Source organism: Nocardia vaccinii NBRC 15922 (genome assembly GCF_001613305.1).
Taxonomy (GTDB): Bacteria; Actinomycetota; Actinomycetes; order Mycobacteriales; family Mycobacteriaceae; genus Nocardia; species Nocardia vaccinii.
The window spans coordinates 16444-42180 of record NZ_BDCC01000060.1 but is presented as its reverse complement, the minus strand read 5'-3'; the positions used below and the strand labels follow the sequence as shown (position 1 = coordinate 42180).

The 25737-nt window shown below is 67.8% G+C and carries 25 protein-coding genes and 1 pseudogene; 16 read left to right on the top strand and 10 right to left on the bottom strand.

Translation table 11 applies throughout. The features are described from left to right. Nucleotide 1 precedes the first annotated feature (1 nt). Genes mftD through mftA form a run of 4 tightly spaced genes read right to left on the bottom strand, consistent with a single transcriptional unit; the run spans nucleotide 2 to nucleotide 2820 of the window. On the bottom strand, nucleotides 2-1177 hold the full coding sequence (gene mftD, locus NV1_RS31685; protein WP_067899811.1) for a pre-mycofactocin synthase MftD: 1176 nt from the start codon (nucleotides 1175-1177) through the stop codon (nucleotides 2-4). A gap of 14 nt (nucleotides 1178-1191) precedes the next feature. Further along, nucleotides 1192-2382, bottom strand: coding sequence for a mycofactocin radical SAM maturase (gene mftC / locus NV1_RS31680; RefSeq protein ID WP_067899808.1), 1191 nt, complete (start codon nucleotides 2380-2382; stop codon nucleotides 1192-1194). After that, nucleotides 2379-2690 carry a mycofactocin biosynthesis chaperone MftB gene (mftB, locus tag NV1_RS31675; protein WP_245714023.1) on the bottom strand — a complete coding sequence of 104 codons (312 nt, stop codon included), beginning with the start codon at nucleotides 2688-2690 and terminating at the stop codon, nucleotides 2379-2381. Before mftB ends, mftC begins: the two co-directional genes overlap by 4 nt. Before the next feature lies 1 nt (nucleotide 2691). Further along, entirely contained in the window at nucleotides 2692-2820 is a 129-nt protein-coding gene (gene mftA / locus NV1_RS31670) for a mycofactocin precursor MftA (RefSeq protein ID WP_067899802.1), read from the bottom strand. Nucleotides 2821-2915: 95 nt separating this feature from the next. On the opposite strand from mftA, the gene mftR reads away from it, so the two are divergent. Next, a complete protein-coding gene (gene mftR, locus NV1_RS31665; protein WP_067899799.1) occupies nucleotides 2916-3554 on the top strand; it encodes a mycofactocin system transcriptional regulator MftR in 639 nt (212 codons plus the stop codon). Between the two features lie 8 nt (nucleotides 3555-3562). On the opposite strand, the gene NV1_RS31660 is transcribed toward mftR, so the two are convergent. Both NV1_RS31660 and NV1_RS31655 read right to left on the bottom strand, forming a co-directional pair. Next, nucleotides 3563-4492, bottom strand: coding sequence for a DAPG hydrolase family protein (locus tag NV1_RS31660; RefSeq protein WP_067899796.1), 930 nt, complete (start codon nucleotides 4490-4492; stop codon nucleotides 3563-3565). 138 nt (nucleotides 4493-4630) lie between these two features. Continuing rightward, nucleotides 4631-5689: an NAD(P)H-dependent amine dehydrogenase family protein gene (locus tag NV1_RS31655; RefSeq protein ID WP_067899794.1), complete on the bottom strand. Its 1059-nt coding sequence runs from the start codon at nucleotides 5687-5689 to the stop codon at nucleotides 4631-4633. A 182-nt stretch (nucleotides 5690-5871) separates the two neighbouring features. Here NV1_RS31655 and NV1_RS31650 point away from each other — a divergent pair, with 182 nt between their 5' ends. Together NV1_RS31650 and NV1_RS31645 are read left to right on the top strand one after the other, a co-directional pair. Further along, nucleotides 5872-6924 (top strand): TIGR03857 family LLM class F420-dependent oxidoreductase, encoded by a 1053-nt coding sequence (locus NV1_RS31650; protein WP_067900039.1) that lies wholly within the window; start codon nucleotides 5872-5874, stop codon nucleotides 6922-6924. Next, on the top strand, nucleotides 6921-7982 hold the full coding sequence (locus NV1_RS31645; RefSeq protein WP_067899789.1) for a phosphotransferase family protein: 1062 nt from the start codon (nucleotides 6921-6923) through the stop codon (nucleotides 7980-7982). Before NV1_RS31650 ends, NV1_RS31645 begins: the two co-directional genes overlap by 4 nt. Nucleotides 7983-8072: 90 nt before the next feature. Here the strand turns inward: NV1_RS31645 and NV1_RS31640 are convergent, their stop codons facing one another. Next, nucleotides 8073-8681, bottom strand: coding sequence for a TetR/AcrR family transcriptional regulator (locus NV1_RS31640; protein WP_245714022.1), 609 nt, complete (start codon nucleotides 8679-8681; stop codon nucleotides 8073-8075). A 144-nt stretch (nucleotides 8682-8825) separates the two neighbouring features. Between NV1_RS31640 and NV1_RS31635 the strand changes: the two genes are divergently transcribed. The 4 genes and pseudogenes from NV1_RS31635 to NV1_RS31620 all read left to right on the top strand — a co-directional run bounded on the left by NV1_RS31635 (nucleotide 8826) and on the right by NV1_RS31620 (nucleotide 13257). Further along, nucleotides 8826-10190: a flavin-containing monooxygenase gene (locus NV1_RS31635; protein WP_067899786.1), complete on the top strand. Its 1365-nt coding sequence runs from the start codon at nucleotides 8826-8828 to the stop codon at nucleotides 10188-10190. Nucleotides 10191-10398: 208 nt separating this feature from the next. Further along, nucleotides 10399-11355 (top strand): alpha/beta hydrolase, encoded by a 957-nt coding sequence (locus NV1_RS31630; protein WP_067899782.1) that lies wholly within the window; start codon nucleotides 10399-10401, stop codon nucleotides 11353-11355. After that, a pseudogene (locus tag NV1_RS31625) lies at nucleotides 11352-12135 on the top strand (SDR family NAD(P)-dependent oxidoreductase). Before NV1_RS31630 ends, NV1_RS31625 begins: the two are co-directional and overlap by 4 nt. A 264-nt stretch (nucleotides 12136-12399) precedes the next feature. Further along, complete coding sequence (locus tag NV1_RS31620) at nucleotides 12400-13257, top strand: hypothetical protein (protein WP_157117487.1); 858 nt, start codon at nucleotides 12400-12402, stop codon at nucleotides 13255-13257. 3 nt (nucleotides 13258-13260) lie between these two features. Here NV1_RS31620 and NV1_RS31615 read toward each other — a convergent pair whose 3' ends face one another. Next, the gene (locus NV1_RS31615; RefSeq protein ID WP_067899777.1) at nucleotides 13261-14403 is read right to left on the bottom strand and encodes an acyl-CoA dehydrogenase family protein; all 1143 of its coding nucleotides are present in this window, start codon (nucleotides 14401-14403) and stop codon (nucleotides 13261-13263) included. Nucleotides 14404-14535: 132 nt separating this feature from the next. Here NV1_RS31615 and NV1_RS31610 point away from each other — a divergent pair, with 132 nt between their 5' ends. Beyond that, nucleotides 14536-15111 carry a TetR/AcrR family transcriptional regulator gene (locus tag NV1_RS31610; RefSeq protein WP_067899774.1) on the top strand — a complete coding sequence of 192 codons (576 nt, stop codon included), beginning with the start codon at nucleotides 14536-14538 and terminating at the stop codon, nucleotides 15109-15111. Nucleotides 15112-15235: 124 nt separating this feature from the next. Here the strand turns inward: NV1_RS31610 and NV1_RS31605 are convergent, their stop codons facing one another. After that, nucleotides 15236-15847 (bottom strand): SACE_7040 family transcriptional regulator, encoded by a 612-nt coding sequence (locus NV1_RS31605; RefSeq protein ID WP_067900034.1) that lies wholly within the window; start codon nucleotides 15845-15847, stop codon nucleotides 15236-15238. Nucleotides 15848-15980: 133 nt separating this feature from the next. Between NV1_RS31605 and NV1_RS31600 the strand changes: the two genes are divergently transcribed. From NV1_RS31600 to NV1_RS31580, 5 genes are read left to right on the top strand one after another with little or no spacing between them, the layout of a single operon-like run. Continuing rightward, complete coding sequence (locus tag NV1_RS31600) at nucleotides 15981-17576, top strand: carboxyl transferase domain-containing protein (protein ID WP_067899772.1); 1596 nt, start codon at nucleotides 15981-15983, stop codon at nucleotides 17574-17576. Between the two features lie 5 nt (nucleotides 17577-17581). Further along, on the top strand, nucleotides 17582-19627 hold the full coding sequence (locus NV1_RS31595) for an acetyl/propionyl/methylcrotonyl-CoA carboxylase subunit alpha (protein WP_373864677.1): 2046 nt from the start codon (nucleotides 17582-17584) through the stop codon (nucleotides 19625-19627). After that, the gene (locus tag NV1_RS31590) at nucleotides 19624-20787 is read left to right on the top strand and encodes an acyl-CoA dehydrogenase family protein (RefSeq protein WP_067899770.1); all 1164 of its coding nucleotides are present in this window, start codon (nucleotides 19624-19626) and stop codon (nucleotides 20785-20787) included. Before NV1_RS31595 ends, NV1_RS31590 begins: the two co-directional genes overlap by 4 nt. Further along, on the top strand, nucleotides 20784-21290 hold the full coding sequence (locus tag NV1_RS31585) for a MaoC family dehydratase (RefSeq protein ID WP_067899767.1): 507 nt from the start codon (nucleotides 20784-20786) through the stop codon (nucleotides 21288-21290). Before NV1_RS31590 ends, NV1_RS31585 begins: the two co-directional genes overlap by 4 nt. A gap of 1 nt (nucleotide 21291) precedes the next feature. Beyond that, nucleotides 21292-22128 (top strand): HpcH/HpaI aldolase/citrate lyase family protein, encoded by an 837-nt coding sequence (locus NV1_RS31580; protein ID WP_067899764.1) that lies wholly within the window; start codon nucleotides 21292-21294, stop codon nucleotides 22126-22128. A gap of 14 nt (nucleotides 22129-22142) precedes the next feature. On the opposite strand, the gene NV1_RS31575 is transcribed toward NV1_RS31580, so the two are convergent. After that, on the bottom strand, nucleotides 22143-22916 hold the full coding sequence (locus tag NV1_RS31575) for an IclR family transcriptional regulator (protein WP_067900029.1): 774 nt from the start codon (nucleotides 22914-22916) through the stop codon (nucleotides 22143-22145). Between the two features lie 170 nt (nucleotides 22917-23086). Between NV1_RS31575 and NV1_RS31570 the strand changes: the two genes are divergently transcribed. From NV1_RS31570 to NV1_RS31560, 3 genes are read left to right on the top strand one after another with little or no spacing between them, the layout of a single operon-like run. Next, nucleotides 23087-23872: a CoA transferase subunit A gene (locus NV1_RS31570; RefSeq protein WP_373864676.1), complete on the top strand. Its 786-nt coding sequence runs from the start codon at nucleotides 23087-23089 to the stop codon at nucleotides 23870-23872. Beyond that, nucleotides 23869-24522, top strand: a complete 654-nt coding sequence (locus NV1_RS31565) for a 3-oxoacid CoA-transferase subunit B (protein ID WP_281181925.1) — start codon at nucleotides 23869-23871, stop codon at nucleotides 24520-24522. The genes NV1_RS31570 and NV1_RS31565 overlap by 4 nt, the downstream gene beginning before the upstream one ends. Beyond that, nucleotides 24515-25708 (top strand): acetyl-CoA C-acetyltransferase, encoded by a 1194-nt coding sequence (locus NV1_RS31560; RefSeq protein WP_067899756.1) that lies wholly within the window; start codon nucleotides 24515-24517, stop codon nucleotides 25706-25708. Before NV1_RS31565 ends, NV1_RS31560 begins: the two co-directional genes overlap by 8 nt. Nucleotides 25709-25737: the final 29 nt, after the last annotated feature.

The window sequence follows — 25737 nt, the reverse complement described above, 5'->3', positions numbered from 1 at the left end:
CTCAGCCGCCGAGCGTCCGGGTGAATCCCGGCTGCACGATGACGTCCTCGGGGGTGAGCTCGTGGATGGAGGATTTGCCCAGGCCCAGCAGCGCGGAATCGATTCCGCCCCGCAGGATGTCCAGGACGTTCTCCACACCGGCCTGCCCGTTGGCGGCCAGACCCCACAGGTACGCGCGCCCGATCATGACCGCCCGCGCACCCAGGGCGACGGCCTTGACCACATCGCTGCCGCGCCGGATTCCGCCGTCCAGGACGATCTCGACCTGATCGCCGACCGCGCCGGAGATCGCCGGGAGGCACCGGATCGGGGCCGGAGTGCTGTCCAGGTTGTTGCCGCCGTGGTTGGACACGGAGATCGCGGTGACTCCGGCGTCGACGGCGCGCCGTGCGTCGTCGACACGGCAGATCCCCTTGAGCATGAACGGGCCGTCCCACTCCTTGCGCATCCAGGCGATATCGTCCCAGGTGGCCAGCGGGGTCTGCATCCACTCGTAGTACGCGCCGAAGAAGGTCGGCGGCTTCTCGCCGGGCGCGGCGAGATTCGGCGTGGTCAGATCGGGAATCGTTCGGGCCTTGGCGAATTCGTAGGCCCAGCGCGGCCGGGCCAGGACGCTCAGCGCGTTCTGGCGCATCGCCTTGAAGTCGAGCTTCTCGGGGATGGTGGGCGAACCCCAGTCCCGGCCGTTGGAGAACGACCAGTCCAGCGTCGCGATCAGACCCTTCGCCCCGGCGTCGCGGGCCTCGTGCAGGCGGCGGGACATGGTGTCGCGATCGCCCATCCAATACGACTGGAAGAACGTCGCCGGATTCGCCTCGAGCACGTCCGAAAGTGGTTTGCTGGCAAACGAACTCAGTCCCATGGCGGTGCCGCGGGCGGCGGCCGCGCGGGCCACGGCGACCTCGCCGTCGGGGTGCACGGCCTGCACACCGGTGGGAGAGATGATCACCGGCAGCGAAATATCTTGTCCCAGAACGGTCGTGGACAGCTCACGGGTGTCCGACAGCCCCGCCACGTGTGGTGCGAATCCGAGTTCGCGGAACGCGGCGGTGTTGTCGTCATAGGACACGCCGGCCTCGGAACCGGCCAGCAGCGCGCTGTACACGGATTTCGGCAGACGTTTGCGAGCGCGGCGCTGTGCTTCGGCCACGGTCTCGAACCAGGCATTGCGGGACATTCGGGATTCCTTGTCTAGACAGGGCTTTCGGAGCAGGCGCGGCGTGGCATACCGAGGGATACCGCCCGCTTCGTGCCGGTTCGGGAGTGGTCCTGCGAGGGCTTGGGCGTCTCGCCCGGGGTGCGGTCGGCCAGCAGCGATTCACCGTATCCCTGCACGCATTCGGGATCCGGGCCGTCCAGCGGCAGACCGGTGAAGAACTTGGCCGCCATACAGCCGCCGCGGCAGGCATCGTAGAAATCGCAGGAGGCGCAGGCGCCGCCGCCGGTGGGCTTGCGCAGTTCGGTGAACAGCGCGGATTCCCGCCAGACACTGGCGAATCCGCCGTCGGTGAGCAGATTGCCCGCCTTGAACGTGTCGTGGATCGCGAACGGGCAGGCGTACACGTCCCCGACCGGATCGATAAGGCACACCACTCGCCCGGCGCCACACAGGTTCAGCCCCGGCAGCGATTCGCCGAAGGCGGCCAGGTGGAAGAACGAATCGCCGGTGAGCACCGATTCGCCGTTGGCCATCAGCCAGTCGTAGAGCACGCGCTGATCCGCGGCGGTGGGATGCAATTCGTCCCAGGTGTCCGCGCCGCGGCCGGACGGACGCAGCCGGGTCAGGCGCAGTGTCGCGCCGTAACGGTCGGCCAGCGCCTGGAATTCGTCCAGCTGGTTGACGTTGTGCCTGGTCACCACGACCGAGATCTTCGCGTCCCGGAATCCGGCGTCGGCCAGGTTCGCCAGTGCGCGGGTGGCCATATCGAACGATCCGGGCCCGCGGACCGCGTCGTTGACCTCCGCGGTCGCGCCGTCCAGCGAGATCTGCACGTCCACGTAGTCGGTGGCCGCGAGTCTCGCGGCGCGCTCGGGGGTCAGGCGCACGCCGTTGGTGGAGAATTTGACGCCGACGTCGTGCGATACGGCGTAGTCGAGCAACTCCCAGAAGTCGCTGCGCACGGTGGGCTCGCCGCCGCCGATGTTGACGTAGAACACCTGCATGCGCTGCAGCTCGTCGATGACTGCCTTGCACTGTTCGGTGCTCAGCTCGCGCGGGTCGCGGCGGCCCGAGGAGGACAGGCAGTGCACGCAGGCCAGGTTGCAGGCGTAGGTGAGTTCCCAGGTCAGGCAGATCGGGGCGTTGAGGCCGCGTTCGAACTGCTCGATGAGCCGGGGGACGGGAGCGGGAGCGGGTGCGGGGTCGGGAAGCAGAGTCGTCATGGAGTGCGGGCCTCCGGCTTTCGAGGGGTGATCATCTTGCTGCGCGCCAGGGCGGCGAGCGCGGACACGTATCGTTGCTGCTCATTCGCCGGAACGCCGGCGCGGTCGATCGCGGACAGCGCCGAGGGACATTCGGCGAGCTGTTCGACGACGCCGACCAGCTGTACCGACTTCAGGAAAGACAGCTTGCGCGTGTGGAAGTCGTAGGCCAGGGCCCCGAAGGGCTCGCTGCGCAGCGAGACCGTCGGAGCCAGCTGCCACGCCGAGCGGGCATCGAATGCCCCCTCGGCGCCGGCGTTCGCGTTCACCTCAGTAGACACCGCACATGCCATCGATCGAGACGTCCTCGACGAGGCTGTCCGCGGCGGGGTCGAGCTGGGTGTCGGTCTGGGTCTGCTGGGCGGCTGTGCCGTATTCGGTGCGGTTGTGCTCGCTCATGACTCTCCTTCGGAGTGCTGAATGTGTGATCTGGATAATAATGGCACCGGAGGCCATAAAGGAAGGGGGCCGACGAATTCTGCTAACTTCGCTGGGTGAGCGATCGAGTGCGCAAATCACCGGGCAGACCCCCGGCCACCGATCACGGCGCGATCGAGGCGGTGGCCTTCCGCCTGTTCGCCGAGCGCGGTTTCGACGCGACGTCACTGGACGACATCGCCGCGGCGGTGGGGGTCGGCCGTCGGACGCTGTTCCGCTATTACAAGTCCAAGAACGACATCCCGTGGGGACAGTTCGACGCCAGCCTCGTACATCTGGCGCGGCATCTGGACGATATGCCCGAGGATGTGCCGGTGCACGAGGCGGTGCAGCGGGCGGTCATCGAATTCAACCGGCTCGATCCCGACGCGGTCGCCTCACATCGGCAGCGGATGCATCTGATTCTGGCAACGCCTGCGCTGCAAGCGCATTCGGTGCTGCGCTATCAGCAGTGGCGCGCGGTGATCACGAATTTCGTGGCGCGGCGGTTCGAGCTGGATCCGGGAGATCTGTTGCCGCGCACCGCCGGACAGGTGACCCTGGCGCTCGCGCTGAGCGCCTACGAGCAGTGGCTCGAGGACTCCGAGTCGTCGCTGGAGGCGTTGCTGGCATCGACGCTGTCGGCGTTGCGGACGTACCTTGCTGCGGGCGTAGGCAATTCGGATTCCGCGCCGTCCGACGCGGATTCCGCGTAGGCGTCGGGTCAGCGCCCGAACGCCTCGTACAGCTCCGGCAGGAACCTCGACAGGTGATGCATCTCCTGCCCGCAGTGCATCAGTAGATTACGGGCCACGTCCATGCCCAGCACCACGTCACGGGGATCGACGGCGGCCCCGCGCTCGGTGGCGCACAACGCTTGTCCCGCATCGGGCGCGTGTAGTCCGTACAGATTCAGGTAGAAGCGGCTGCGCATCTCCACGCCACCGGGCACCGGCCGGACCTGGTGCGCGAGCCAGCCGAGATCCACCGGCGCGACCGAACTGCCGACCCGGCCGAATACCACGGTGTGCCCGTCCGGGACAGTGAACCCGTGCCGGGCCGGGTCGTCGAAGCGGATCGCGAGCTGCTGGAGTTTCGGGCCGATGTACTCGTCGACGTAGGAGATGTTGCCGACGTACCTGGTGCGATCGGATACCGGAGCGGCGGTTCTGTCGACGGCGATCGAGGCGTACCTGTGCGCGTCCGGGTGCCACAGCTTGTATCGGGCCGAATCATTCGAGTGCCAGCCGAACCACCAGTCCCACATCCGGGCGGTCACCCGGGGCATCTCGGTACGGCATGCCACCCAGGAGATCCCGGTCGCGGTCTGCCCGTACCCGGTCTCGATCGGCGAATAGCCCGTCGGCGCGAGTTCGCGGGTGAGGCCGGTGAAGTCGGGAATGCGCGCGGCCGGGACGGGCGGTCCGGCGAAGGCCGCCCGTACCGGATCGGGCGCCGGGAGCGTGTGGGCGGTCATGAAGCGCGAGAACGGTTTTGCCCAGTCCTGTGCGGAATATCCCGGATAGCGGGGAGGACATATCGGCTGCTCGGCCCGTGCGGACCCGCGCGCCCACGGGCCGATCGCCAGCGCACCGGCCAGTGCGCCGCCCGAGAGCAGGGCGGCGCGGCGGGAAAGTCTCACATTGCGCACCATCGGGCGAAGATAACCCGGACCCGTTGCGGGCGTAGGTGGCTCGCCCGATCCTGGGCAGGTGGCAGGGTCCGGCCGGATCGGTTGGGAAGGTTCACAATCGGCTGCCGCGACTACCCCGATCGGGAAGAGGCACGGTCCTCAGCGTGACCCGGCAGCCAGATCGGGATGAGCGCGTCCGGCGATCAACGGCAAGTCGAGGAAGGTTCGGATGCCCGGCTCGGCGGCGCAGACGTAGGGAATCGAATTGACGCAGTGGTTGGCCGTGGCCACGATGCCGGGATTGCGGCGCAGTCCCTCCGCGACGCTCGCGGGCTGCCAGCCGTGGATGACCACGAATGTGTCCGGGTCGCCGTGGATTTCGATTTCGTAGCGTTCGCCCTGCGGGCCGAACTCCCACGCCGGTTCGAGGTTCTCCTCGCCCATCAGCCAGTTGACCGCGATCCGCACCACGACCTGGTCGTCGATCGTCGCATCCCACTGGAACCGTTGGGCGGCAACCTTTCCCGGCTCGATGACGCCCATCGGCGAGTCGATCGGCGCGGCGGCGACGGCGACGTCGTGCGAGGTGCCGATCGTCGCCTCGGCGAAACCCAGGGTGTCCAGGCACATGCGCACCGATTGGGTGAATCCGCCGGACAGCAGGCCCAGCATGGGGCTCTTGTACGCCTCGTCCGGGGTGCCGCCGAAGCCCATCACCCAGCGCAGCACATCGGGGGCGTTGTAGGTGCGCATATCGGAGAACTCCTCCGCGCGCACGAAGGTGACCGCCGAGGACATCGCCGAGAGCACCAGCGGATGCAGTTCGGTGGTGCCGCCGGGATTGATGCCGGTGCCGTGCAGGGTGACTCCGGCGGCCACGGCCGCCTGCGCGAGCGCGGCGTCGCGTTCTCCCGGATAGAACCAGCCCACCGGTGTCACGATGTTCTTGCCCGAGCGCAGGATTCGCGTGACCTCCTCGGAATTCGGGATCAGCGGGGAGTAGACCACCGCATCGGCGTCCAGCGCGAGGATGGCGTCGATGTCGTTCGACGCGGCGACCCCGAGCGGGTCGATGCCCAGGATCTCCCCGACATCCATACCGTTCTTGTCCTCGGAATGGACGTAGCATCCGGCGAGTTCGAGTTCCGGGTGCCGAAGCACGGCCTCGATCGCGGCCTTGCCGACGCCGCCGGTCGCCCACTGCACAACCCTGAGCATGAGCCCTCCTTCGTGGTGATAACTCTCCGAGTGAAATTCTCTTCCGCATGGGCAGCCTATCGTCTGGACTGGTGTCTATAAATGTGTTCGGACTTGTGCTACGGTCACCCGCATGAAACGGCTGGGTAGCGGAGTCGTGCAGGTCGGCGGCCTTGCCGCGGGTGTACGGGCGGCAGATTGAGATGGCCGGCACGCTCGATGAACTCGGCTACTACCTGCTGGCGGGTGCGGGCGGTAGCGGGCCCGGCGCGCTGATCGAGGAGGCGCGGGCGGGGGAGGAGATGGGGTTCGGCACCGCGTTCATCTCCGAGCGGTGGAACATCAAGGAGGCCGCCTCGCTGGTCGGTGCGGCGTGCGCGGTCACCGAACGCATGCGGATCGCCACGGCCGCAACCAATCACAACACCCGGCATCCACTCGTGACCGCATCGTGGGCGACCACGATGCATCGTCTCTCCGGTGGCCGGTTCACCCTCGGTATCGGCCGCGGCATCGCACCCATGCAGGCCGCCTTCGGGGTGCCGCCGGTGACCACGGCGCAGATGGCGGACTGGGCGCAGGTGATGCGCCGATTGTGGCGCGGGGAGACCATCGTCGGTCATGAGGGCCCGATGGGCCGGTATCCGGTTCTGGTGCTCGATCCCGACATGGACGAGGACATCCGGCTCGGTCTGGTCGCCTTCGGCCCGAAGAGCCTTGCCCTGGGCGGACGTTCGTTCGACGACGTCATCCTGCACACCTACTTCACGCCCGAGACCCTGCGCCGCTGTGTCGACACGGTGAAAACCGCGGCCGAACGCGCCGGTCGCGATCCCGCCGATGTCCGGGTGTGGTCCTGCCTGGCGACGGTGGGCGATCATCTGCCCGAACCGGTCCGGCTGCGTAAGACCGTCGCGCGGCTCTCGTCGTATCTGCAGGGTTACGGCGATCTGATGGTGCGGACGAATCGCTGGGATCCCGCTGTGCTGGAACGCTTTCGGAACGACCCGGTGGTCGGCTCGATCCCGGGTGCGATCGACGCCAAGGCCACCGACGAACAGATCGAGCATATCGCCGGACTGATTCCGGACGAATGGCTCGCCGCCTCGGCCACCGGGTCGCCCGCCGCCTGCGCCGATCGCGTTCGCGCCGAATTCGATCTCGGGGCGGACCACGTCATCCTGCACGGCGCCTCGCCGCGGGAATTGCAGCCGATCGTCGCGGCCTATCGCGACGATACCGAGGAGATTCGATGACGGTGCCGGACGATATCCCCACGGATGCGACGGAACTCACCCCCGAGCGGCTCACCGCACTACTGCGTGACGCGGGGCATGACGTCGTCGTGGAGTCCGCGACCGCCATGCCGATCGGGTCGGGCCAGATGGCCGGGTCCTTCCGGCTGAACCTGGGGTACCGGGGCGAGACCCGGCTTCCGGTCCGGATGGTCGCCAAACTCGCCACCGGTCCGAAAGAGCAGCGGGAGTTCGGATCCGGCGCATTTCGCAACGAGGTGCGCTTCTATCGCGACCTCGCGACGACGGTTCGGGTGCCGGTGCCTCGCGCTCACGCCTCGGTGGTGTCCGAGTCCGGCAGTGAATTCCTCTTGCTGCTGGATGATCTCGCTCCCGCGCAGCAGGGTGACCAGATCGCCGGATGTACGGTGCCGCAGGCGCGTGCGGTCGCCGTCGCGGCGGCCGCACTGCACGGACCGCGCTGGTGTGACGAGACGCTGCTGCGCGAACCCGGGCTCGCCCTGCCGACCGAGGCGGATCGCGATTTGATGGAATCGGTTCTCGCCCCGATGACCACGGCCTTCCGGAACCGATTCGCCGATCGCCTCACCGCGCCGGAATCCGCCCTCCTGGACTGGCTCGAGGCGACCGCGGGGAAGTGGCTGGTCGCCCCGATCGAACAATTCGCCCTGCTGCACGGTGATCTGCGGGTGGACAACATCATGTTCGGCCCCGAGGACGCTGTTACCGTCATCGACTGGCAGACCATCACGCCCGGACATCCGCTGCGCGACATAGCGTTTCTCTTGTCCACCAGCCTCACCGTCGAGGACCGGCGGGCCGCGGAACAAGGTCTCCTGGCCGACTACCACGAGGCCCTGCTCGCCCACGGCGTCACCGGTTACTCGCTGGACCAGTGCCGCCGCGACTACGCCGCCTCGCTGATCCAAGCCCCGCTGATCATCGTCTTCGGTTGCGGCGCAGTCCAACCCACAGAACGCGGCGACCGCATGTTCCGCACCATGCTCGCCCGCAGCGCCGCCGCCGTCCAGGATCTCGTGCCGGGCGCACTGGGCTGACCACGGACGGTGATCGGTGCCGCTTCGTATCCGGTTGCGCGGATGGGTTCCTGAGCTGATTGCCGGAAACACCGGCCCCCGTGCGGCCGTTCAGGATTCGCGTAGCGGGTCGGCTCGCAGACCCGGCATGACGAAGCGGCGCATGTGGCGCAGGACCGCGGCGGGGTCGTCGGCGTCGATCGTCTCGCCGTGGATGGTGCCGAGAGTGATCAATACCCGTGCGACCCATTCGGCTACCTCGGTCAGGTCGTGGTGGGGGTGGATCTCGCCGCGGGCGGCGGCGGCCTCGACGTAGGGCAGCCAGAACGAGGCAAGATCAGGCACCAGGCCCGATACGCCCGCGCCGGCGCAGGCGGCGAACTCCTCGGGTTCGGCCATGCGCAGCCGCAGGGGGAGCGCGCCCGGCTCGTCGTAGGTGTGCCGGCCGATGCGCACGCCCGCGACGAGTTGTTCGGTGAAGGTGTCGAGGGTGTCCAGTTCGGCGCGGGCATCACTCCAGTAGGAATCGCTCAGCCGCACGATCGCCGCACCCAGCAGCGTCGCCTTGTCCGGGAAATGCCGGTACAGCCACGCCCGCGACACCCCGGCCTCCTCGGCCACCTCGCTGACGGTGGTAGCGCGAATTCCCTTGCGCGCCAACAGTGTCTGGGCCGCGTCGAGTAACCGGTCCATCACCTGTGTCGTCGGTGCCTCGGTCACGCGCCCCGCTTCCGCCTCGAAGGTCCGCCGAGGGCGGATCGCCACTGGTTCCGCGAAAACCATAGCAAAGCGTAGACAGTTCTGAGATTCTGTCTACCGTAGACAGAATCGTCTATCTGTCTACTGGGCTCGGAAGGATCGGGAATGTACCTACCGCGTACCGCCGTGATCGGCGCCGGTATCAGCGGGTTGACCGCGGGCAAGATGCTCAACGACTACGGCGTGCCGTACGTGTGCTTCGAATCCTCCGACCGGGTCGGGGGCAACTGGGCGTTCGGCAATCCGAACGGCCACTCCAGCGCTTACCGGTCCCTGCATATCGACACCTCGAAGCATCAGCTGTCCTTCCGCGACTTCCCGATGCCGGAGAGTTATCCGGACTTCCCGCATCACACCCAGATCAAGCAGTATCTCGACGACTATTGCGCGGCTTTCGATCTCGGCTCGGCCATCGAATTCGGCAACGGCGTCACCCACGCGCGGCGGCTGCCCGGCGGCGGTTGGGAACTGGACACCCAGCGTGGGGAGACCCGGCGCTTCGACCTGCTGGTGGTGGCCAACGGACATCACTGGGATCCGCGGTACCCGAATTTCCCGGGCGAGTTCACCGGCGAGACGATGCACGCGCACCACTACGTCGACCCGCGCACCCCGATGGACTTCAGTGACCGGCGAATCCTGGTGGTGGGCCTGGGCAACAGCGCGGCCGATATCGCCGTGGAGCTGTCCTCGAAGGCGCTGGGCAACCGGCTGACCCTGTCCACCCGCTCGAGCGCGTGGATCGTGCCGAAGTACATCGCCGGTCGTCCCGCCGACAAGTACTACCGCACGACCCCGTATCTGCCGCTGTCCTGGCAGCGCAAGATCGCCCAGTGGGGGCAGCCGCTGACCGCGGGGCGGCCGGAGAACTACGGATTGCCCACGCCGAATCACAACTTCTTCGAGGCGCATCCGACGCAGTCGGTGGAACTGCCGCTTCGGCTGGGCTCCGGTGATGTGCTGCCCAAACCTGATATCACCCGATTCGACGGGCGCACAGTGCATTTCGAGGACGGCAGCAGTGATGACTTCGACATCGTCATCTATGCCACCGGCTACAACATCACCTTCCCGTTCTTCGATCCCGACTTCATCAGCGCCCCGGACAACCGGATCGATCTGTACAAGCGAATGTTCCTGCCCGGCATGGACGATCTGGTGTTCGCCGGATTCGCACAGTCCACCCCGACCCTGTTCCCGTTCGTCGAATGCCAGGCGCGACTGATAGGCGCGTACGCGATCGGCCGCTACCGCCTGCCCGCCGAGTCCGACATGCGCCGGGGCATCGTCGCGGACCAGCAGCGCTACACCGGCCACATGCTCGACCGCCCCCGCCATACCCAACAGGTCGACTACTTCCTCTACGAGCACGACATGCGCACCCGCGAACTACCCGCCGGAGCCCGCCGCGCCGCCTCGGGCGGTCCACCGACCTGGTCGCACGCGGGTGAGCAGGAGGTGAGCCGATGACCGCGGATGTCCGCGCTGGTGGCCGCGCCGCTTCGGAGATAACCGGGGCTGATCGGCGGCATATGTCTGTTGATCACGAGATGACTCACTCGGCAGGGAGTTTCGGATTCACCCGCGGCGGGGTTCGCGCCGCGGTGCGCTGGGAAGCATCGCGATCGTGGCTCCGGCTGCGGATGGGCGGATCGGCAGCGACGCAGGAGGTGAACGGATGAGCGCGGACTATCGGCAGATCTCGTTCGATTCGGATGGAATCGACTGTGATGGATGGTTTTTCGATCCGAGTCCGGGTGGCGCGTTCGAGCGGGCCGCGGGGCATCCGGCGGTGGTGATGGCGCACGGTTTCGGTGGGACGAAGGATTCCGGACTCGCGCCGTTCGCGCGGGCCCTGCGGGACGCCGGACTCGCCGTGCTCGCATTCGACTACCGAGGCTTCGGCGCTTCGGGAGGTGTTCGGCGGCAACGGGTTTCGATGGTCGAGCAGGCGCAGGACTATCGGGCCGCCATTGCGGCGGCCGGGCGGCAGCCGGGGGTGGACGCCGCGCGGGTGATCGTGTGGGGCGTGTCGATGTCGGGTGGTCACGCGCTGACCGTCGCCGCGGATCGCACGGACGTGTGCGCCGTGATCGCGATGGTTCCGCTGGTGTCCGGGGCGGCCGCTGGGCGCCTGGCGTACCAGCAGTTGGGCGCGGGGGCGATCGCCGGATCGACGGTGACGGCGGTGCGCAGTGCGCTCTCGTCCCGGGTCGGGCGGGAGGCGGTGATGATGCCGCTGGTCGGTCGTCCGGGCGAACGCGCGGCGCTGACCGCCGAGGGATATTACGAAAGCTATCTCGCCCTGGCCGGTCCGACCTGGCGTAACGAGGTGGACGCCGCGGTCGGTCTGGAACTCGGCGGTTATCGGGTCGGGCGGTGCGCGAGTCGGATCGGTGCGCCGGTGCTGACGCAGATCGCCGATTTCGACCGGGTGGCGCCGCCGCACGCCGCGGCGAAGGTCGCCTTCACGGCGCGAGCCGAGGTGCGGCACTATCCGTGTGACCACTTCGACGTGTTCCCGGGGCAGGCGTGGTTCGAGGCCGCGGTCGCCCACCAGATCCGTTTCCTGAGCAGACATCTCGTCGAGGCGGCTCCGGTCGCTGCGAAGCTCGATGCGGAGCGGACCGCATGAGCGCGCCGCGGGATCGCACGGCCGTGGTGACGGGTGGGGCATCCGGTATCGGTGCGGCGACGGTGCGCGCCCTGGCCGCCCTCGGCTACCGGGTCGTCGTCGCCGATATCGATGCGGCCGCGGCCGGGCGGTTGGCCGACGAACTGGGTGACGCGGTCACATCGGTGGCGGATGGACGTGACCGACGAGGATTCGGTAGCCGAGGCGTTCGCCGCCGCGGCGGGCGCGGATGCGGTCGTGCACTGTGCGGGCGTCTCGGTACCCGGCCCGATCACCGAACTCGAACTCTCCGGTTGGCGCACGACCGTCGACGTCTGCCTGACCGGTACCTTCCTGGTGATCAAACATGCCGGCCGCCATCTGGCGGACGGCGGCAGCATCGTCTGCATCGCGTCCCTCAACGGCCGGCAACCGGGAACCGGTATGGCGGCCTACTGCGCCGCGAAGGCCGGAGTGCTGATGCTGGTCGAGGTCGCCGCACTCGAACTCGCCGAACGCGGCATCCGGGTGAACGCCATCTCCCCGGGCCTGGTCGACACGCCGCTGGTGGCCGGTGTCGCGCTGGTGCCGGGGCTGCGCGAGGAATATCTGGAGAACACCCCGCTCGGGCGCAGCGGCCGCCCGGAGGAGATCGCGGGTGCGGCGGTATTCCTCGCCTCGGAGCACACCCGCTGGATGACCGGCGCGACGCTCGATCTCAACGGTGGCGCCCACCTGCGGCGCTATCCGGATGTGCTGGGACGTGTCCGGGCGATGTCGGAGAATCCCGCTGGCTCGTAATCCATTGTGCGGCAGATTATTACGAGCACCATAGCAGTGGAACTCGCCTGCGCGATCGATGAAGGTGCGGCGCGAAGCGCGCATGATCGCCCCGAGCGGCAGCGGAATACCGGGTGTCGCATCCGGGTTCGCAATTCTCGACTGTGGCAAAGGTGTAGCGGGCGCAGTATGGTACCCGCGCGCGGATTCGCCGGTCTCGGGGCCCGACTTGTTCGCGGGTCGAGGAAGGTGTCGACCGGCCGCGGGGCGGACGGGAGGATTGCGTTGCTGCGTGACGTGGCTTCCGAACTGGCCCAGACACTCGTTCGGTTGGTCAAGCGCGAGGGGCGCGCTGCGGAGAGGCCGCTACGGGACGTCGCGGGCGAACTTCATGACGTCTCCGAATACACCGAGTCCGATGCGGCGTCCGCGCATGGGATTCACCGCGACGAACCCGACCCTGCGACCGGAGCGCTCGGGTCGTCCGGGTCCGCGCAACCGGATGAACGCGCACCACTGGTGGTCGCGGATGAACTGCAACGGATCCACCTGTCGGGCGCGAAAGCGATATGGACGAATTTCCGTCCGAAGGATATGCACCTGCGCAAGTTCGAGGCGTGGATCCTGGCCAAGACCGCGGGGCCGCTCCCGGAGCTCGACGAGGCCTTCGGGTGCAACTGCAACGAGATGATCATGTGGGCTGCCGCGCGCCGGAACGTGCTCACTCGCGATCAGTTGCGTGAGCAGTTCGCCCCGTTGCTGAGCGGCAGAGCGCGGCGCGCGCGAAGCCGGGGCATACTGCCGGACAACTTCGAGCACAACCTGGTTCGCACGATGCTTCCGCACGGCACGCAGCGCTATCTCCCGGACGATCCGCTCGGCCCCCGGCCCGAGCGTGGCGATCTGATCATCTGGTCCGGATGGGGTGAGCAGAACGCGCACACCGCCATGGCGACCGGACGTCTCGTCGGCGCGAATCGTGATCCGGAGGTGTACTCGTTCTGGCCCCCGCCGAAGCAGCCGCTGGCCCTCGGCACGCTGACCGACGCGGTGCAGGTCACGACGGTCGGTGAACTGACACCGCACATCAGAGTGCCGCAGGACCCCACGTTCCGGATCGATTTCGGCCGGGGCCCGTGGTAGCGGTCAGGATTGGGCGAGGGTCCGGGCGATGACGAGGCGCTGGATCTGGTTGGTGCCCTCGAAGATCTGGGTGATCTTGGCTTCGCGCATGTAGCGCTCGACGCGGAAGTCGCGGGTGTAGCCGTAGCCGCCGAGGACCTGCACCGCGTCGGTGGTGACTTTCATGGCGGCGTCGGTGGCGATCAGTTTGGCAACGGATGCGTTGCGGGAGTAGGGGAGTCCCGCGTCGCGGCGGCGGGCGGCGTCGAGGTAGGTGGCGCGGGCGGAGTCGACGGCGGCGGCCATGTCGGCGAGCAGGAAGCCCAGGCCCTGGTGGTCGATGATCTTGCGGCCGAACGTGGTTCGCTCCTGGGCGTAGGCCACGGCCTCGTCGAGTGCGGCCTGGGCCAGGCCCACGGCCACGGCGGCGATGCCGAGGCGTCCGGAATCCAGTGCGCTGAAGGCGATCTGCAGGCCCTGGCCTTCCTCGCCGATGCGGCGTGCGGAGTCGATGATCGCGTCGTCGTAGTGTGCGGTGGTGGTGGGGACGGCGGTCAGGCCCATCTTCTCCTCGGGCTTGCCGAAGCTCAGGCCGGGGGTTTGCTTGTCGACCAGGAAACACGAGATGCCGCGTGAGCCTTCGCCGGTGCGGGCGAACAGGGTGTAGAAGTCGGCCACGCCGCCGTGGGTGATCCATGCCTTGGTGCCGGAGATGCGGTAGCCGTCCGAGGTGGGGGTGGCCTTGCAAGCCAGTGCCGCGGCGTCGGAACCGGCCTGTGGTTCGGACAGGCTGTACGCCCCGATCATGTTGCCGCCCAGCATATCCGGGAGCCAACGCTGTTTCTGGTCATCGGTGCCGAACATCATCAGGGGATGACACGAGAGGCTGTGCACGCTGACCGCCACCGCCACTGCGGCCCACCGGGCCGCGATCTCCTCGAGCACCTGTAGGTACACCTCGTACGGCTGGTCGCCGCCGCCCCATTCGGACGGATACGGCAGGCTCAGCAGCCCGGCCGCACCGAGCGTGGCGAAGACGCCGTCGGGGTAAGTCTCGGCCTTCTCGTGGGCGTCGACGATCGGTGCGAGCGCCTTGTCGGCGATATCGCGGGTCAGCTGGATCAGATCATGTGCCTCGGCGGTGGGCAGCAGACGATCGACGGCCACGGACAACTCCCTTGCCACTCGAAAGAAATAGGTACGTGAACAAGTACCGGGTTACGAACTACGGTACTGTCGAGCAGCATAGTACTACAAGGAGTACTTCAGTACTGCTTCGGATATGGCATCATCGCGGATATGGCTCCGACCGAGTTCGCCACGCAGCGGCGCACCGAACTGTTCGACGCTCTGGTCGATCTGTTCCTCGCCGAGGGTTTCGCGCACCTGACCCTCGGCGATATCGCCACCCGCCTGCGTTGCTCGAAGTCCACGCTCTATACCCTCGCCGGAAGTAAGGAGCAGCTGGTCCGTGCCGCGACCGTGCATTTCTTCCGGCGCGCCACCGAGGAGGTCGAGGCCCGGGTCCGGCCGATCACCGGTGCGCGCCGGCGGATCGTGGCGTACTTGTCCGCGGTCGGAACCGAATTGTCGACCGCCTCGGATCGGTTCATGACCGATCTGGACGCCTTCCCGCCCGCTCGCGAGATCTACGAGCGCAACACCCGCATCGCGGCCGCCCGGGTGCGTGAACTGATCGACGAGGGCGTCGCGGCGGGTGAATTCCGCGGCGTCCATGCCGCATTCGCCGCCGACCTCACCGCCACCATGATGGTCCGCATCCAGCAGGGCGGCGTGCGGGACCGCACCGGACTCGATGACGCCGACGCCTATCGGGAACTGGCCGGCCTGCTCACCGCGGGGATCAGCGCCTGAAAGTGGCTGCGGCGCGGGGCGGGGTGTCGGCGTCATCGAGTCCGCTGCGATCCCGCCGCTCACCGGGTTGTCCGGCCTTCGCGTAGGAATGCGGCAGCGGCAGGAGACGGCCGCGCCGCCTGACTCACACGCCGGGGGCCAGCGCGGCAACAGTCATGCGCCGCAATACATCTCGGGTTACGGCTGGGGACGTGCCGGCCATGCTGTGTGGTGTGGAGTTGATCAGTCCGAAGATGGCGTGCGCCTTGGTGCGCGCCTCGGTCTCCGACAGCCCCGGATCGGTTTCGCGCAGTACCTGCACCCACAGTTCGACGTAGCGGCGCTGATACCGGCGCACCTGGCGGCGGGCCGAGTCGGGCAGCGATCCCAGGTCGCGGTCCTGGATGCGGATCAGATCGGACTCGCCGAGTGCGAAGTCGAGATGGAATTCGATCAGGCCCGCGATGGCCGTCGCGGGGTCGGCGGCCGCGGCCACCACATCGGTGCCGCCCTCGAACAGTCGCGCGCTGATGCCCACGAGCAGTTCGACCAGGACCGCTTCCTTGTTGGGGAAGTGCCGGTAGACCGCGGGGCCGCTGATGCCGACGGCGGACCCGAGGTCTTCGAGCCGGACTCCGGCGTAACCGCGCTCGGCGATCAGGCGGGCGGCCGCGGTGAGCAGCTGCCGGCGCCGGTCGGCCTTGGCCTGGCTGCGCCGGGTGGGTCTCGGCTCGTCGCTCGGCTCACGGTCGGGCAGCACCGCCGAATCTCCTCTCCGTGCACGCGTGTGTGGACAACTCAGTTAATCACAGTTATCTTAAATTCGGTGAGCGAGTATTAACCGAATCGACTCCACGGTCACGAATGGCCGGAATACGACGGGCGGCGAGATGGGTCTGGACCGGGTCGGCAACAGAGCCGAACACGAGCGGCTGGTGGCGGAACTGCGCGAAAACCTCCGGGTCGCCGCACTGGGCGGCGGCGAGAAGGCGCGCAAGCGGCACATCGACCGCGGCAAGTTGCTGCCGCGGGACAGGGTCAACACGCTGCTCGATCCCGGCAGCCCGTTCCTGGAACTGTCCCCGTTGGCGGCGAACGGCCTCTACGACGACCAGTGCCCGGGCGCCGGCATGATCTCCGGCATCGGGCGGGTATCGGGACGTGAGTGCGTGATCGTCGCGAACGACGCGACAGTCAAGGGCGGCACCTACTACCCGATGACGGTGAAGAAGCACCTGCGCGCGCAGGAGGTGGCGCTGCAGAACAATCTGCCGTGCATCTACCTGGTCGATTCGGGTGGAGCGTTCCTGCCGCGCCAGGACGAGGTGTTCCCGGATCGCGAGCATTTCGGCCGGATCTTCTACAACCAGGCCACGATGAGCGCCAAGGGGATCGCCCAGATCGCCTCGGTGATGGGTTCGTGCACCGCGGGTGGCGCCTACGTTCCGGCGATGAGCGACGAGGCGGTGATCGTGCGCAATCAGGGCACGATCTTCCTCGGCGGTCCGCCGCTGGTGAAGGCGGCCACCGGTGAGGTGGTCACGGCCGAGGAACTCGGCGGCGGCGATCTGCACTCGAAGGTCTCCGGGGTGACCGATCATCTCGCCAGTGACGACCAGGACGCACTGCGGATCGTCCGGAACATCGTCGCCACGCTCGGGCCGCGCGCGGCGCGGCCGTGGGAGGTGACGCCGGCACTCGATCCGGTCGCGGACCCGTCCGAGTTGTACGATGTGGTGCCCACCGACTCGCGCACACCGTACGACGTGCACGAGGTGATCCGCAGGGTGGTCGATCGCGGCGACGCCGACGGCGGTTCGAGCTTCCAGGAGTTCAAGGCCGAGTACGGTAAGACGCTCGTCACCGGTTTCGCCCGGATCCACGGGCATCCGGTCGGCATCGTCGCGAACAACGGGGTGCTGTTCGGCGAGTCGGCGATGAAGGGCGCGCATTTCATCGAGCTGTGCGACAAGCGCAGCATTCCGCTGCTTTTCCTGCAGAACATCACCGGATTCATGGTCGGGCGGGAGTACGAGGCCGGTGGGATCGCCAAACACGGCGCGAAGATGGTGACCGCTGTGGCCTGTGCGCGGGTGCCGAAGCTGACCGTGGTCATCGGCGGTTCCTACGGCGCGGGCAACTATTCGATGTGCGGGCGTGCCTATTCGCCGCGATTCCTGTGGATGTGGCCCAACGCCCGGATCTCGGTGATGGGCGGCGAGCAGGCGGCCTCGGTGCTGGCGACGGTGCGCAGCGAGCAACTCGACTCCTCGGGCAACCCGTGGTCGGCCCGCGACGAGGAGGCGTTCAAGGCGCCCATCCGGGAGCAGTACGAGGCGCAGGGCAATCCGTACTATTCGACCGCGCGCCTGTGGGACGACGGGATCATCGACCCCGCCGATACCAGAACCATTCTCGGACTTGCTCTTTCGGCGTGCGCGAACGCGCCGATCGAGCCGGTTTCCTACGGCGTGTTCCGGATGTGATGACGATGAGCAGAATGACGACGACATCGGCGGACGGCGAGCCCCGCCTCTTCCACACCGTGCTGGTGGCCAATCGGGGCGAGATCGCGGTGCGGGTGATCCGCACGCTGCGGGCGATGGGCATCCGGTCCGTCGCGGTGTACAGCGAGGCGGATGTGGATGCGCGGCATGTGCGCGAGGCGGATGTCGCGGTGCTGCTCGGTCCCGCCGCGGCGCGGGAGAGCTATCTCGATATCGGCAAGGTGGTGGACGCCGCGCGCCGGACGGGCGCGCAGGCCGTGCATCCGGGATACGGATTCCTTTCCGAGAACGCCGATTTCGCCGCGGCACTGGATGCGGCGGGGATCGCGTTCCTCGGTCCGTCCGCGCACGCGATCGAGGTGATGGGCGACAAGATCACCGCGAAGAACGCGGTCGCGGCGTTCGACGTGCCGGTGGTGCCGGGGATCGCGAAGCCGGGACTGACCGACGCCGACCTGATCGCCGCCGCCGCGGACATCGGATATCCGGTGCTGGTCAAGCCGTCGGCGGGCGGTGGCGGCAAGGGCATGCGAATGGTCGAGAATCCGGCCGATCTGCCCGCCGCGCTGGTCAGCGCCCGGCGTGAGGCGGCCTCCGCATTCGGTGACGACACGTTGTTCCTGGAGCGATTCGTGTTGCGGCCCAGGCATATCGAGGTGCAGATTCTCGCCGATGCGCACGGCAACGTGATCCATCTGGGCGAGCGCGAGTGCAGTCTGCAGCGGCGGCATCAGAAGGTGATCGAGGAAGCTCCCTCGCCCCTGCTCGACGAGGCGACGCGTGCCCGGATCGGGGCCGCCGCGTGCGATACCGCCCGCAGTGTCGATTACGCGGGCGCGGGGACGGTGGAGTTCATCGTGTCCGCGGATCGCCCGGACGAGTTCTTCTTCATGGAGATGAACACCCGGCTGCAGGTCGAACATCCGGTCACCGAACTGGTTACCGGCCTGGACCTGGTGGAATGGCAGGTGCGGGTCGCGGCCGGTGAGAAGCTGACGATCACCCAGGACGACATCACGATGACCGGGCACGCGATCGAGGCGCGCATCTACGCCGAGGATCCGGCGCGCGGGTTCCTGCCCACCGGCGGCACGGTCGTGGATCTGGTCGAACCGGCCGGTTCCGGGGTTCGCGTCGATTCCGGTCTGCGGGTGGGGACGGTCGTGGGCAGCGATTACGACCCGATGCTGGCGAAGGTGATCGCGCACGGCGCCGATCGCGCGGCGGCGCTGCGCGGGCTCGATCGGGCGCTGGCCGAGACCGCGGTGCTCGGTGTCGTCACCAATATCGAGTTCACGCGCTTCCTGCTCGCGGACCCCGATGTGGTGGCCGGTCGCCTGGACACCGGGCTGCTGGACCGGCGGGTGGCGGATTTCGTGGCCGCCGAGCCCTCGGACGATCAGATCATCGCCGCCGGGGCGTACCGGTGGTTGAACCTGTGGCCGACCGGCGCGGCCGATCCCTGGGATGTGCCGAGCGGATGGCGGGTGGGCGGTCCGCAGCCGACCACGTTCCGGTACGCGACGGCCGGTCGCGTCGTGCACGTCGGCATCACCGGCAGCCCCGGCGCGGCGGTCGTCAGGCTCGAGGACGGCCAGGCCCGACCGCTCGCGGCCTCGCTGAGCGGGTCCGAACTTCGGGTGCGGATCGGCGGCCTCGGCGAGACCTACCGAGTCGCGGAACAGGACGAAAACCTCTGGCTGGCAACGTCTTCGGGTGTCGTGACGATCCGCGAGGTGGCGGAGGAGAACATCCGCGCCGGCGACGAGCACGCCGGGGAGGCGGAGCTGACCAGCCCGATGCCGGGCTCGGTCATCGCGGTGGGCGTCGAATCCGGCGCCGCCGTCACCGCCGGAACGACGATCGTGGTCGTCGAGGCGATGAAGATGGAACACGCTCTCACCGCGCCGGTCGACGGCACGGTCGAGATCCATGTCTGCGCCGGCGATCAGGTCAAGGTCGACCAGTTGCTGGCGCGTGTGATTCCCAACGAGCAGAACGAGCAGAACGAGAAGGACGCCGAGAGATGACCGACTATCTATGCACGGGGGCGCTACCGGACGACTACGCCCAGCTGGCGAAGACGGTCCGCGACTTCACCCGGTCGGTGGTCGCGCCGGTCGCCGCCGAGCACGACGCCAACCACACCTTCCCGTACGAGGTGGTCGCGGGCATGGCCGAACTCGGCCTGTTCGGCCTGCCGTTCCCGGAGGAGTACGGCGGTCAGGGCGGCGACTACTTCGCGCTGTGTCTCGCGCTCGAGGAGCTCGCCAAGGTCGACCAGTCCGTGGCGATCACTCTCGAGGCGGGCGTCTCGCTCGGCGCGATGCCGGTGTACCGCTTCGGCAACGAGGCGCAGAAGCAGGAGTGGCTGCCGCGGCTGACGAGCGGAAAGTCCTTGGCCGCCTTCGGATTGACCGAACCCGAGGCGGGCAGCGACGCCGGGGGCACGCGCACCACCGCCATCGAGGACGGTGCGGACTGGGTGATCAACGGCAGTAAGCAGTTCATCACCAACTCCGGTACCGACATCACGAAACTGGTCACCGTGACTGCGGTGACGGGCGTGAAAGACGGTGGCAAGAAGGAGATCTCGACGATCCTGGTGCCCACCTCGACCCCCGGATTCACCGCGGAACCGGCCTACGACAAGGTCGGCTGGCATGCCTCGGACACCCATCCGCTCAGCTTCGACGACGTCCGGGTGCCCCGGGAGAATCTGCTCGGGGAGCGCGGGCGCGGCTACGCGAACTTCCTGCGGATCCTGGACGAGGGCCGCATCGCGATCGCGGCGTTGTCCGTGGGCGCGGCGCAGGGCTGCGTCGACGAATCGGTCCGCTACGCCAAGGAGCGCGAGGCGTTCGGGCGGCCGATCGGTGCGAATCAGGCGATCGCGTTCAAGATCGCGCGAATGGAGGCGCGTGCGCACACCGCCCGCACCGCGTACTACGACGCGGCGGCATTGATGTTGTCGGGCAAGCCGTTCAAGAAACAGGCGGCGATCGCGAAGCTGGCGGCGAGCGAGGCGGCGATGGACAACGCCCGGGACGCGACGCAGATCTTCGGCGGCTACGGATTCATGAACGAATACGCCGTGGCGCGGCATTACCGGGACTCGAAGATCCTGGAGATCGGTGAGGGCACCACCGAGGTGCAGTTGATGTTGATCGCGCGGGAGGCGGGACTGTGAACCAGGAACCGGCGACCGACGGGCAGCCGCGCCGAATCGTGCAGCGCGGGTTGTGGTTCGAGGAGTTCGAGACCGGCGCGGTATACGAGCACCGCCCGGGACGCACCGTCACCGAGGCGGACAACGTCCTGTTCACCACGTTGACGATGAACACCCAGGCGCTGCACCTGGACGCCGCGTTCGCCGACGACCTGCCGCCGTTCAACGCGCGACTGGTGAATTCCATGTTCACCCTGTCCACCCTCGTCGGCCTGTCCGTGGCGCAGCTGACGCAGGGCACGATCGTCGGCAATCTCGGGTTCTCCGAGATCGCGTTCCCCAAGCCGGTATTCCACGGTGACACGCTGTACGCGGAGACCGAGATCCTGGAGAAGCGAGAGTCCAGGAGCCGCCCGGGGGAGGGCATCGTGACCTTCGCCCACACCGCTCGCAATCAGCATGGTGACGTCGTCGCGACCGCGGTACGCAAGACGATGGTGCGCAAACGGCCGGAAGGACAGTGAGATGGATTCGACGCAGGCGTCCTGGACCCCGGCGGGTCCGGCGTGGTTGTTCTGCCCGGCCGATCGACCCGAACGGTTCGCCAAGGCGGCGGCTGCCGCCGATGTGGTGATCCTGGACCTCGAGGACGGCGTCGCGGCGGCGGATCGGGTGGCGGCGCGGCAGGCGATGATCGATACGCCGCTCGATCCGGAGCGGACCGTGGTGCGCGTCAACGCGCACGGTACCGAGGATCAGCGCCTGGATCTGGAGGCGTTGCGCGAGACCCGCTACACCCGGGTGATGTTGCCCAAATGTGAATCCGCGGAACAGGTTTCCTCGCTCGCGCCGTATCCGGTGATCGCCCTGATCGAATCGCCGCTGGGCGTGGTGACGGTCGCGGAATCGGCGCGGGCGGCCAATACGGCAGCCGTGATGTGGGGTGCGGAGGATCTGGTCGCCGGTCTCGGCGGCACCGCGAGCCGCCGCGCGGACGGCACGTACCGGGATGTGGCGGTACATCTGCGGTCGAGTTGTCTGCTGGCCGCCAAGGCGTACGGCAAGCTGGCGCTGGACGGGGTGTTCCTGGATATCGGGAATCTCGACGGGCTGCGTGCGGAGGCCGATGACGCGGTCGCGGTCGGATTCGATGTGAAGGTCGCGATCCACCCGAAACAGGTGGCGGTGATTCGCGCGGCCTACGCACCCACTGATGAGGAATTGGACTGGGCCCGAAGGGTTCTCGCGGCGGCAGGGAACGAGCGCGGAGTATTCGGCTTCGAGGGCAAGATGGTCGATGCTCCGGTGTTCCGGCACGCCGAGCAGATCGTGCGGCGAGCGGGTGACCAGCGCGTCGGCTGAGGAGCACAGGCCGGTCAGAGGGATTTGAGCCGGACCGAGAGCCGATGGGCATGCTCGAGCAGCAGCCTGCCCAATTCGGTTCGTCTCGGTTCCCGGAAGCGGGTCTCGACGCCGGTCAGGCTCAGGGCCCACGCGGGGCGTCCGCCCCGGTCGAACACCGCGGCCCCGATACCCCAGCTGCCCTCGACGATGAGTCCGGGATTCACGGCGTACCCGTCGGCCAGGGTCGTCCGGATGCGTTGTCGCACTTGCTCTTCCGAATGCACCTCGCCCCACTCGGGTGCGAGATCGGTGTGCCGGAGGTAGTCGTCGATCTCCCGGGCCGGGAGGTGACTCAGAATGGCCAGGCCCGCCGAGGCCACGCCCAGCGGAAAACGTTTGCCCTCGTGCAGGACATGCGAACGCAGCGGGAAACTGCCCTCACGACACAGGATGCAGACCGTCTCGTCGCCTCGATGCGCGGACAGGAAGGCGCTCTCACCGGTGAGCCGGGAGATCTGTTCGACGATGTCGCGAGCGTGGTCCGTGATGTCGTATCGGTTCGTGGCCACCGCGCCGAGCAGATACAGCTCGGGGCCGAGCGACCAGCGTCCGGTCTTAGCGTCCCGGTCCGCGAGGCCCTGTTCCGCCAGCGAGACCAGCAGTCGGTGTGCGGTCGGCCGGGCCAGGCCGGTGGTATTCGCCAATTCGGTGGTCGATGCGCCATCGGAGCGGTACGCGCTGATGGCCCGCAGCAGGCGCGCGGCTCGCTCGACCACATGCGAGCTCTCCTGCGTTGACCGAGGCATTCGTCCAGCATAGCCGACCGCGTTCATTATGTGGACGCCATGGCGGTGAACCGCTCGAATATCGAGCACTTCATTCGAGACGCTTTCGAGGTAGAGCCCGATATTGTTCACTATCGGGGAAGCAGTGTGACGTCCGTTCAGTGGACGAAAGGTGCGGTACCCAAGTGGCGGTGAAGATATACGATTCGGCGGCCGAGGCCGTCGCGGACATCCCCGACGAAGCTTCGCTCGCGGTGGGCGGATTCGGCCTGTGCGGCATCCCGAACGAGTTGATCGGCGCGCTGTCCGATCGCGGGGTGTCGGGGCTCGAGGTGTTCTCCAACAACTGCGGCGTCGACGACTGGGGGCTGGGAATTCTGTTGTCGGCCGGGCGGATTCGCCGCGTCACCGCGTCGTACGTCGGGGAGAACAAGGAGTTCGCGCGGCAATACCTGACGGGCGAGCTGGAAGTGGAGCTCACCCCGCAGGGCACCCTCGCCGAGCGGCTGCGCGCGGGCGGCGCCGGAATCCCGGCGTTCTACACCCCGGCCGGGGTCGGGACGCCGATCTCCGAGGGCGGGCTGCCCTGGCGCTACCACGCCGACGGCTCGGTGGCGATCGCGTCCCCGCCCAAGGAGACGCGCGAGTTCCGCGGCCGCACCTACGTACTCGAGGAGTCGATCGTCGCCGACTTCGCGCTGGTACACGCCGAAGTCGGCGACACCCTCGGCAATCTCGTCTTCGACAAGACCGCGATGAACTTCAATCCGCTGGCCGCGATGGCCGGTCGCACCACGATCGTGCAGGTGGAGAACCTCGTCGAGGCGGGCGAGCTGGACCCGTCGAAGGTGCATCTGCCGGGCGTGTTCGTCCAGCGACTGGTGCATACGGGTGTGCAGGAAAAACGGATCGAGAAGAGGACGGTGCGGAGCGTCACCACGCAGCGCCCCACTCGTGACGGAAAGGACGCAGCGTGAGCTGGACGCGAGAACAGATGGCGGCGCGTGCGGCGGCCGAGATGGCCGACGGTGAGTACGTGAACCTGGGGATCGGACTGCCGACCTTGATTCCGAACCACCTTCCCGAGGGCGTGAACGTGGTGCTGCACTCGGAGAACGGCATCCTGGGCACCGGTCCGTATCCGACCGAGGACGAGGTCGACCCGAACCTCATCAACGCGGGCAAGGAAACCGTGACGGTGAATCCGGGCGCTGCGTTCTTCGATTCGGCGTTGTCGTTCGGCATGATTCGCGGCGAGCACATCGATACCGCGGTGCTGGGTGGTATGCAGGTCTCGCGCGAGGGCGATCTGGCCAACTGGATGGTGCCCGGCAAGATGGTCAAGGGGATGGGCGGCGCCATGGATCTGGTGCACGGCGCCCGGCGCGTCATCGTGGTCATGGAACACACCGACCGTGACGGCGGCCCCAAGATCGTCGAGCGGTGCTCGCTGCCGTTGACCGGCAAGGCCGTGGTGCATCGCATCATCACCGATCTCGGCGTCATCGATGTGCGGGACGGCACGCTGCTGCTGCGCGAGCTCGCGCCCGATGTGACCGTCGAACAGATCACCGCCGCAACAGGTTACGAACTGATCGTCGCACTGGAGGAACAAGCCCATGTCTGATGCACATACTTCCGTCATCGTCGCCGGAGCCCGGACACCTGTCGGTAGGCTGCTCGGCGGTCTGTCCGGATTCAGCGGCTCGGATCTGGGCGGTTTCGCGATCAAGGCGGCACTGGACAGGAGCGGCGTCGCGCCCGAACAGGTCGACTACGTGATCATGGGTCAGGTGCTGACCGCGGGTGCGGGCCAGATTCCCGCGCGTCAGGCCGCGGTGGCCGCCGGTATCCCGATGGATGTCCCGGCGCTGACGGTCAACAAGGTGTGCCTCTCGGGCATCAACGCGATCGCGTTGGCGGATCAGCTGATTCGCGCGGGTGAGTACGAAATCGTTGTGGCCGGTGGGCAGGAATCGATGAGCCGCGCGCCGCATCTGCTGACCAAGAGCCGCGAAGGGTTCAAATACGGCGACGCGACCCTGGACGATCACATGATCGCCGACGGCCTGCAGGACATCTTCACCGGTCAGGCGATGGGCGTGCTGACCGACGCCCGCAATGCCGTGGACGCCATCAGCCGCGAGGATCAGGACGCTTTCGCCGCCGCCTCACACCGCAATGCCGCCTCGGCCTGGAAGAACGGTGTGTTCACCGACGAGGTGACGCCGGTGTCAGTGCCGCAGCGCAAGGGCGATCCGATCGTGGTGAGCCAGGACGAGGGGATTCGGGCCGATACGACCGTCGAATCGCTGGCCAAGCTGCGTCCCGCCTTCGCCCCGGACGGCACCATCACCGCGGGTTCGGCCTCCCAGATCTCCGACGGCGCCGCCGCGGTGGTCGTGATGAGCAAGGCCAAGGCCCAGGAGCTCGGCCTGAGCTGGATCGCGGAGATCGGCGCGGCGGGCGTGGTGGCCGGCCCGGACTCCACCCTGCAGGAGCAGCCCGCCAACGCGATTGCCAAAGCCTGTGCGCGGGAGGGTATTTCACCGACCGACTTGGACGTGGTGGAGATCAACGAGGCGTTCGCGGTCGTCGGGATCGCGTCGGCCCGGAAGCTGGGTATCGATCCGGAAAGGGTGAACGTCAACGGCGGCGCGATCGCCATCGGCCACCCTCTGGGCATGTCCGGCGCCCGCATCGTGCTGCATCTGGCGCTGGAGTTGAAGCGCCGCGGCGGCGGTGTCGGCGCGGCGGCCCTGTGCGGCGGCGGCGGCCAGGGCGATGCGCTCATCATCCGATCGGCCGGATGACCTGAGCCCGAGTGAGCCCGGTCGGCCGC

Excerpts from the sequence above, each read along its gene's own strand:
- NV1_RS31630 (WP_067899782.1), top strand. The coding sequence starts at position 10,399 with ATGAGCGCGGACTATCGGCAGATCTCGTTCGATTCGGATGGAATCGAC.
- NV1_RS31600 (WP_067899772.1), top strand. The coding sequence starts at position 15,981 with ATGGGTCTGGACCGGGTCGGCAACAGAGCCGAACACGAGCGGCTGGTG.
- NV1_RS31660 (WP_067899796.1), bottom strand. The coding sequence starts at position 4,492 with ATGGTGCGCAATGTGAGACTTTCCCGCCGCGCCGCCCTGCTCTCGGGC.
- NV1_RS31650 (WP_067900039.1), top strand. The coding sequence starts at position 5,872 with ATGGCCGGCACGCTCGATGAACTCGGCTACTACCTGCTGGCGGGTGCG.
- mftA (WP_067899802.1), bottom strand. The coding sequence starts at position 2,820 with ATGAGCGAGCACAACCGCACCGAATACGGCACAGCCGCCCAGCAGACC.
- NV1_RS31610 (WP_067899774.1), top strand. The coding sequence starts at position 14,536 with ATGGCTCCGACCGAGTTCGCCACGCAGCGGCGCACCGAACTGTTCGAC.
- NV1_RS31645 (WP_067899789.1), top strand. The coding sequence starts at position 6,921 with ATGACGGTGCCGGACGATATCCCCACGGATGCGACGGAACTCACCCCC.
- NV1_RS31560 (WP_067899756.1), top strand. The coding sequence starts at position 24,515 with ATGTCTGATGCACATACTTCCGTCATCGTCGCCGGAGCCCGGACACCT.
- mftD (WP_067899811.1), bottom strand. The coding sequence starts at position 1,177 with ATGTCCCGCAATGCCTGGTTCGAGACCGTGGCCGAAGCACAGCGCCGC.
- NV1_RS31590 (WP_067899770.1), top strand. The coding sequence starts at position 19,624 with ATGACCGACTATCTATGCACGGGGGCGCTACCGGACGACTACGCCCAG.
- NV1_RS31635 (WP_067899786.1), top strand. The coding sequence starts at position 8,826 with ATGTACCTACCGCGTACCGCCGTGATCGGCGCCGGTATCAGCGGGTTG.
- NV1_RS31580 (WP_067899764.1), top strand. The coding sequence starts at position 21,292 with ATGGATTCGACGCAGGCGTCCTGGACCCCGGCGGGTCCGGCGTGGTTG.
- NV1_RS31655 (WP_067899794.1), bottom strand. The coding sequence starts at position 5,689 with ATGCTCAGGGTTGTGCAGTGGGCGACCGGCGGCGTCGGCAAGGCCGCG.
- mftC (WP_067899808.1), bottom strand. The coding sequence starts at position 2,382 with ATGACGACTCTGCTTCCCGACCCCGCACCCGCTCCCGCTCCCGTCCCC.
- NV1_RS31575 (WP_067900029.1), bottom strand. The coding sequence starts at position 22,916 with ATGCCTCGGTCAACGCAGGAGAGCTCGCATGTGGTCGAGCGAGCCGCG.
- NV1_RS31595 (WP_373864677.1), top strand. The coding sequence starts at position 17,582 with ATGAGCAGAATGACGACGACATCGGCGGACGGCGAGCCCCGCCTCTTC.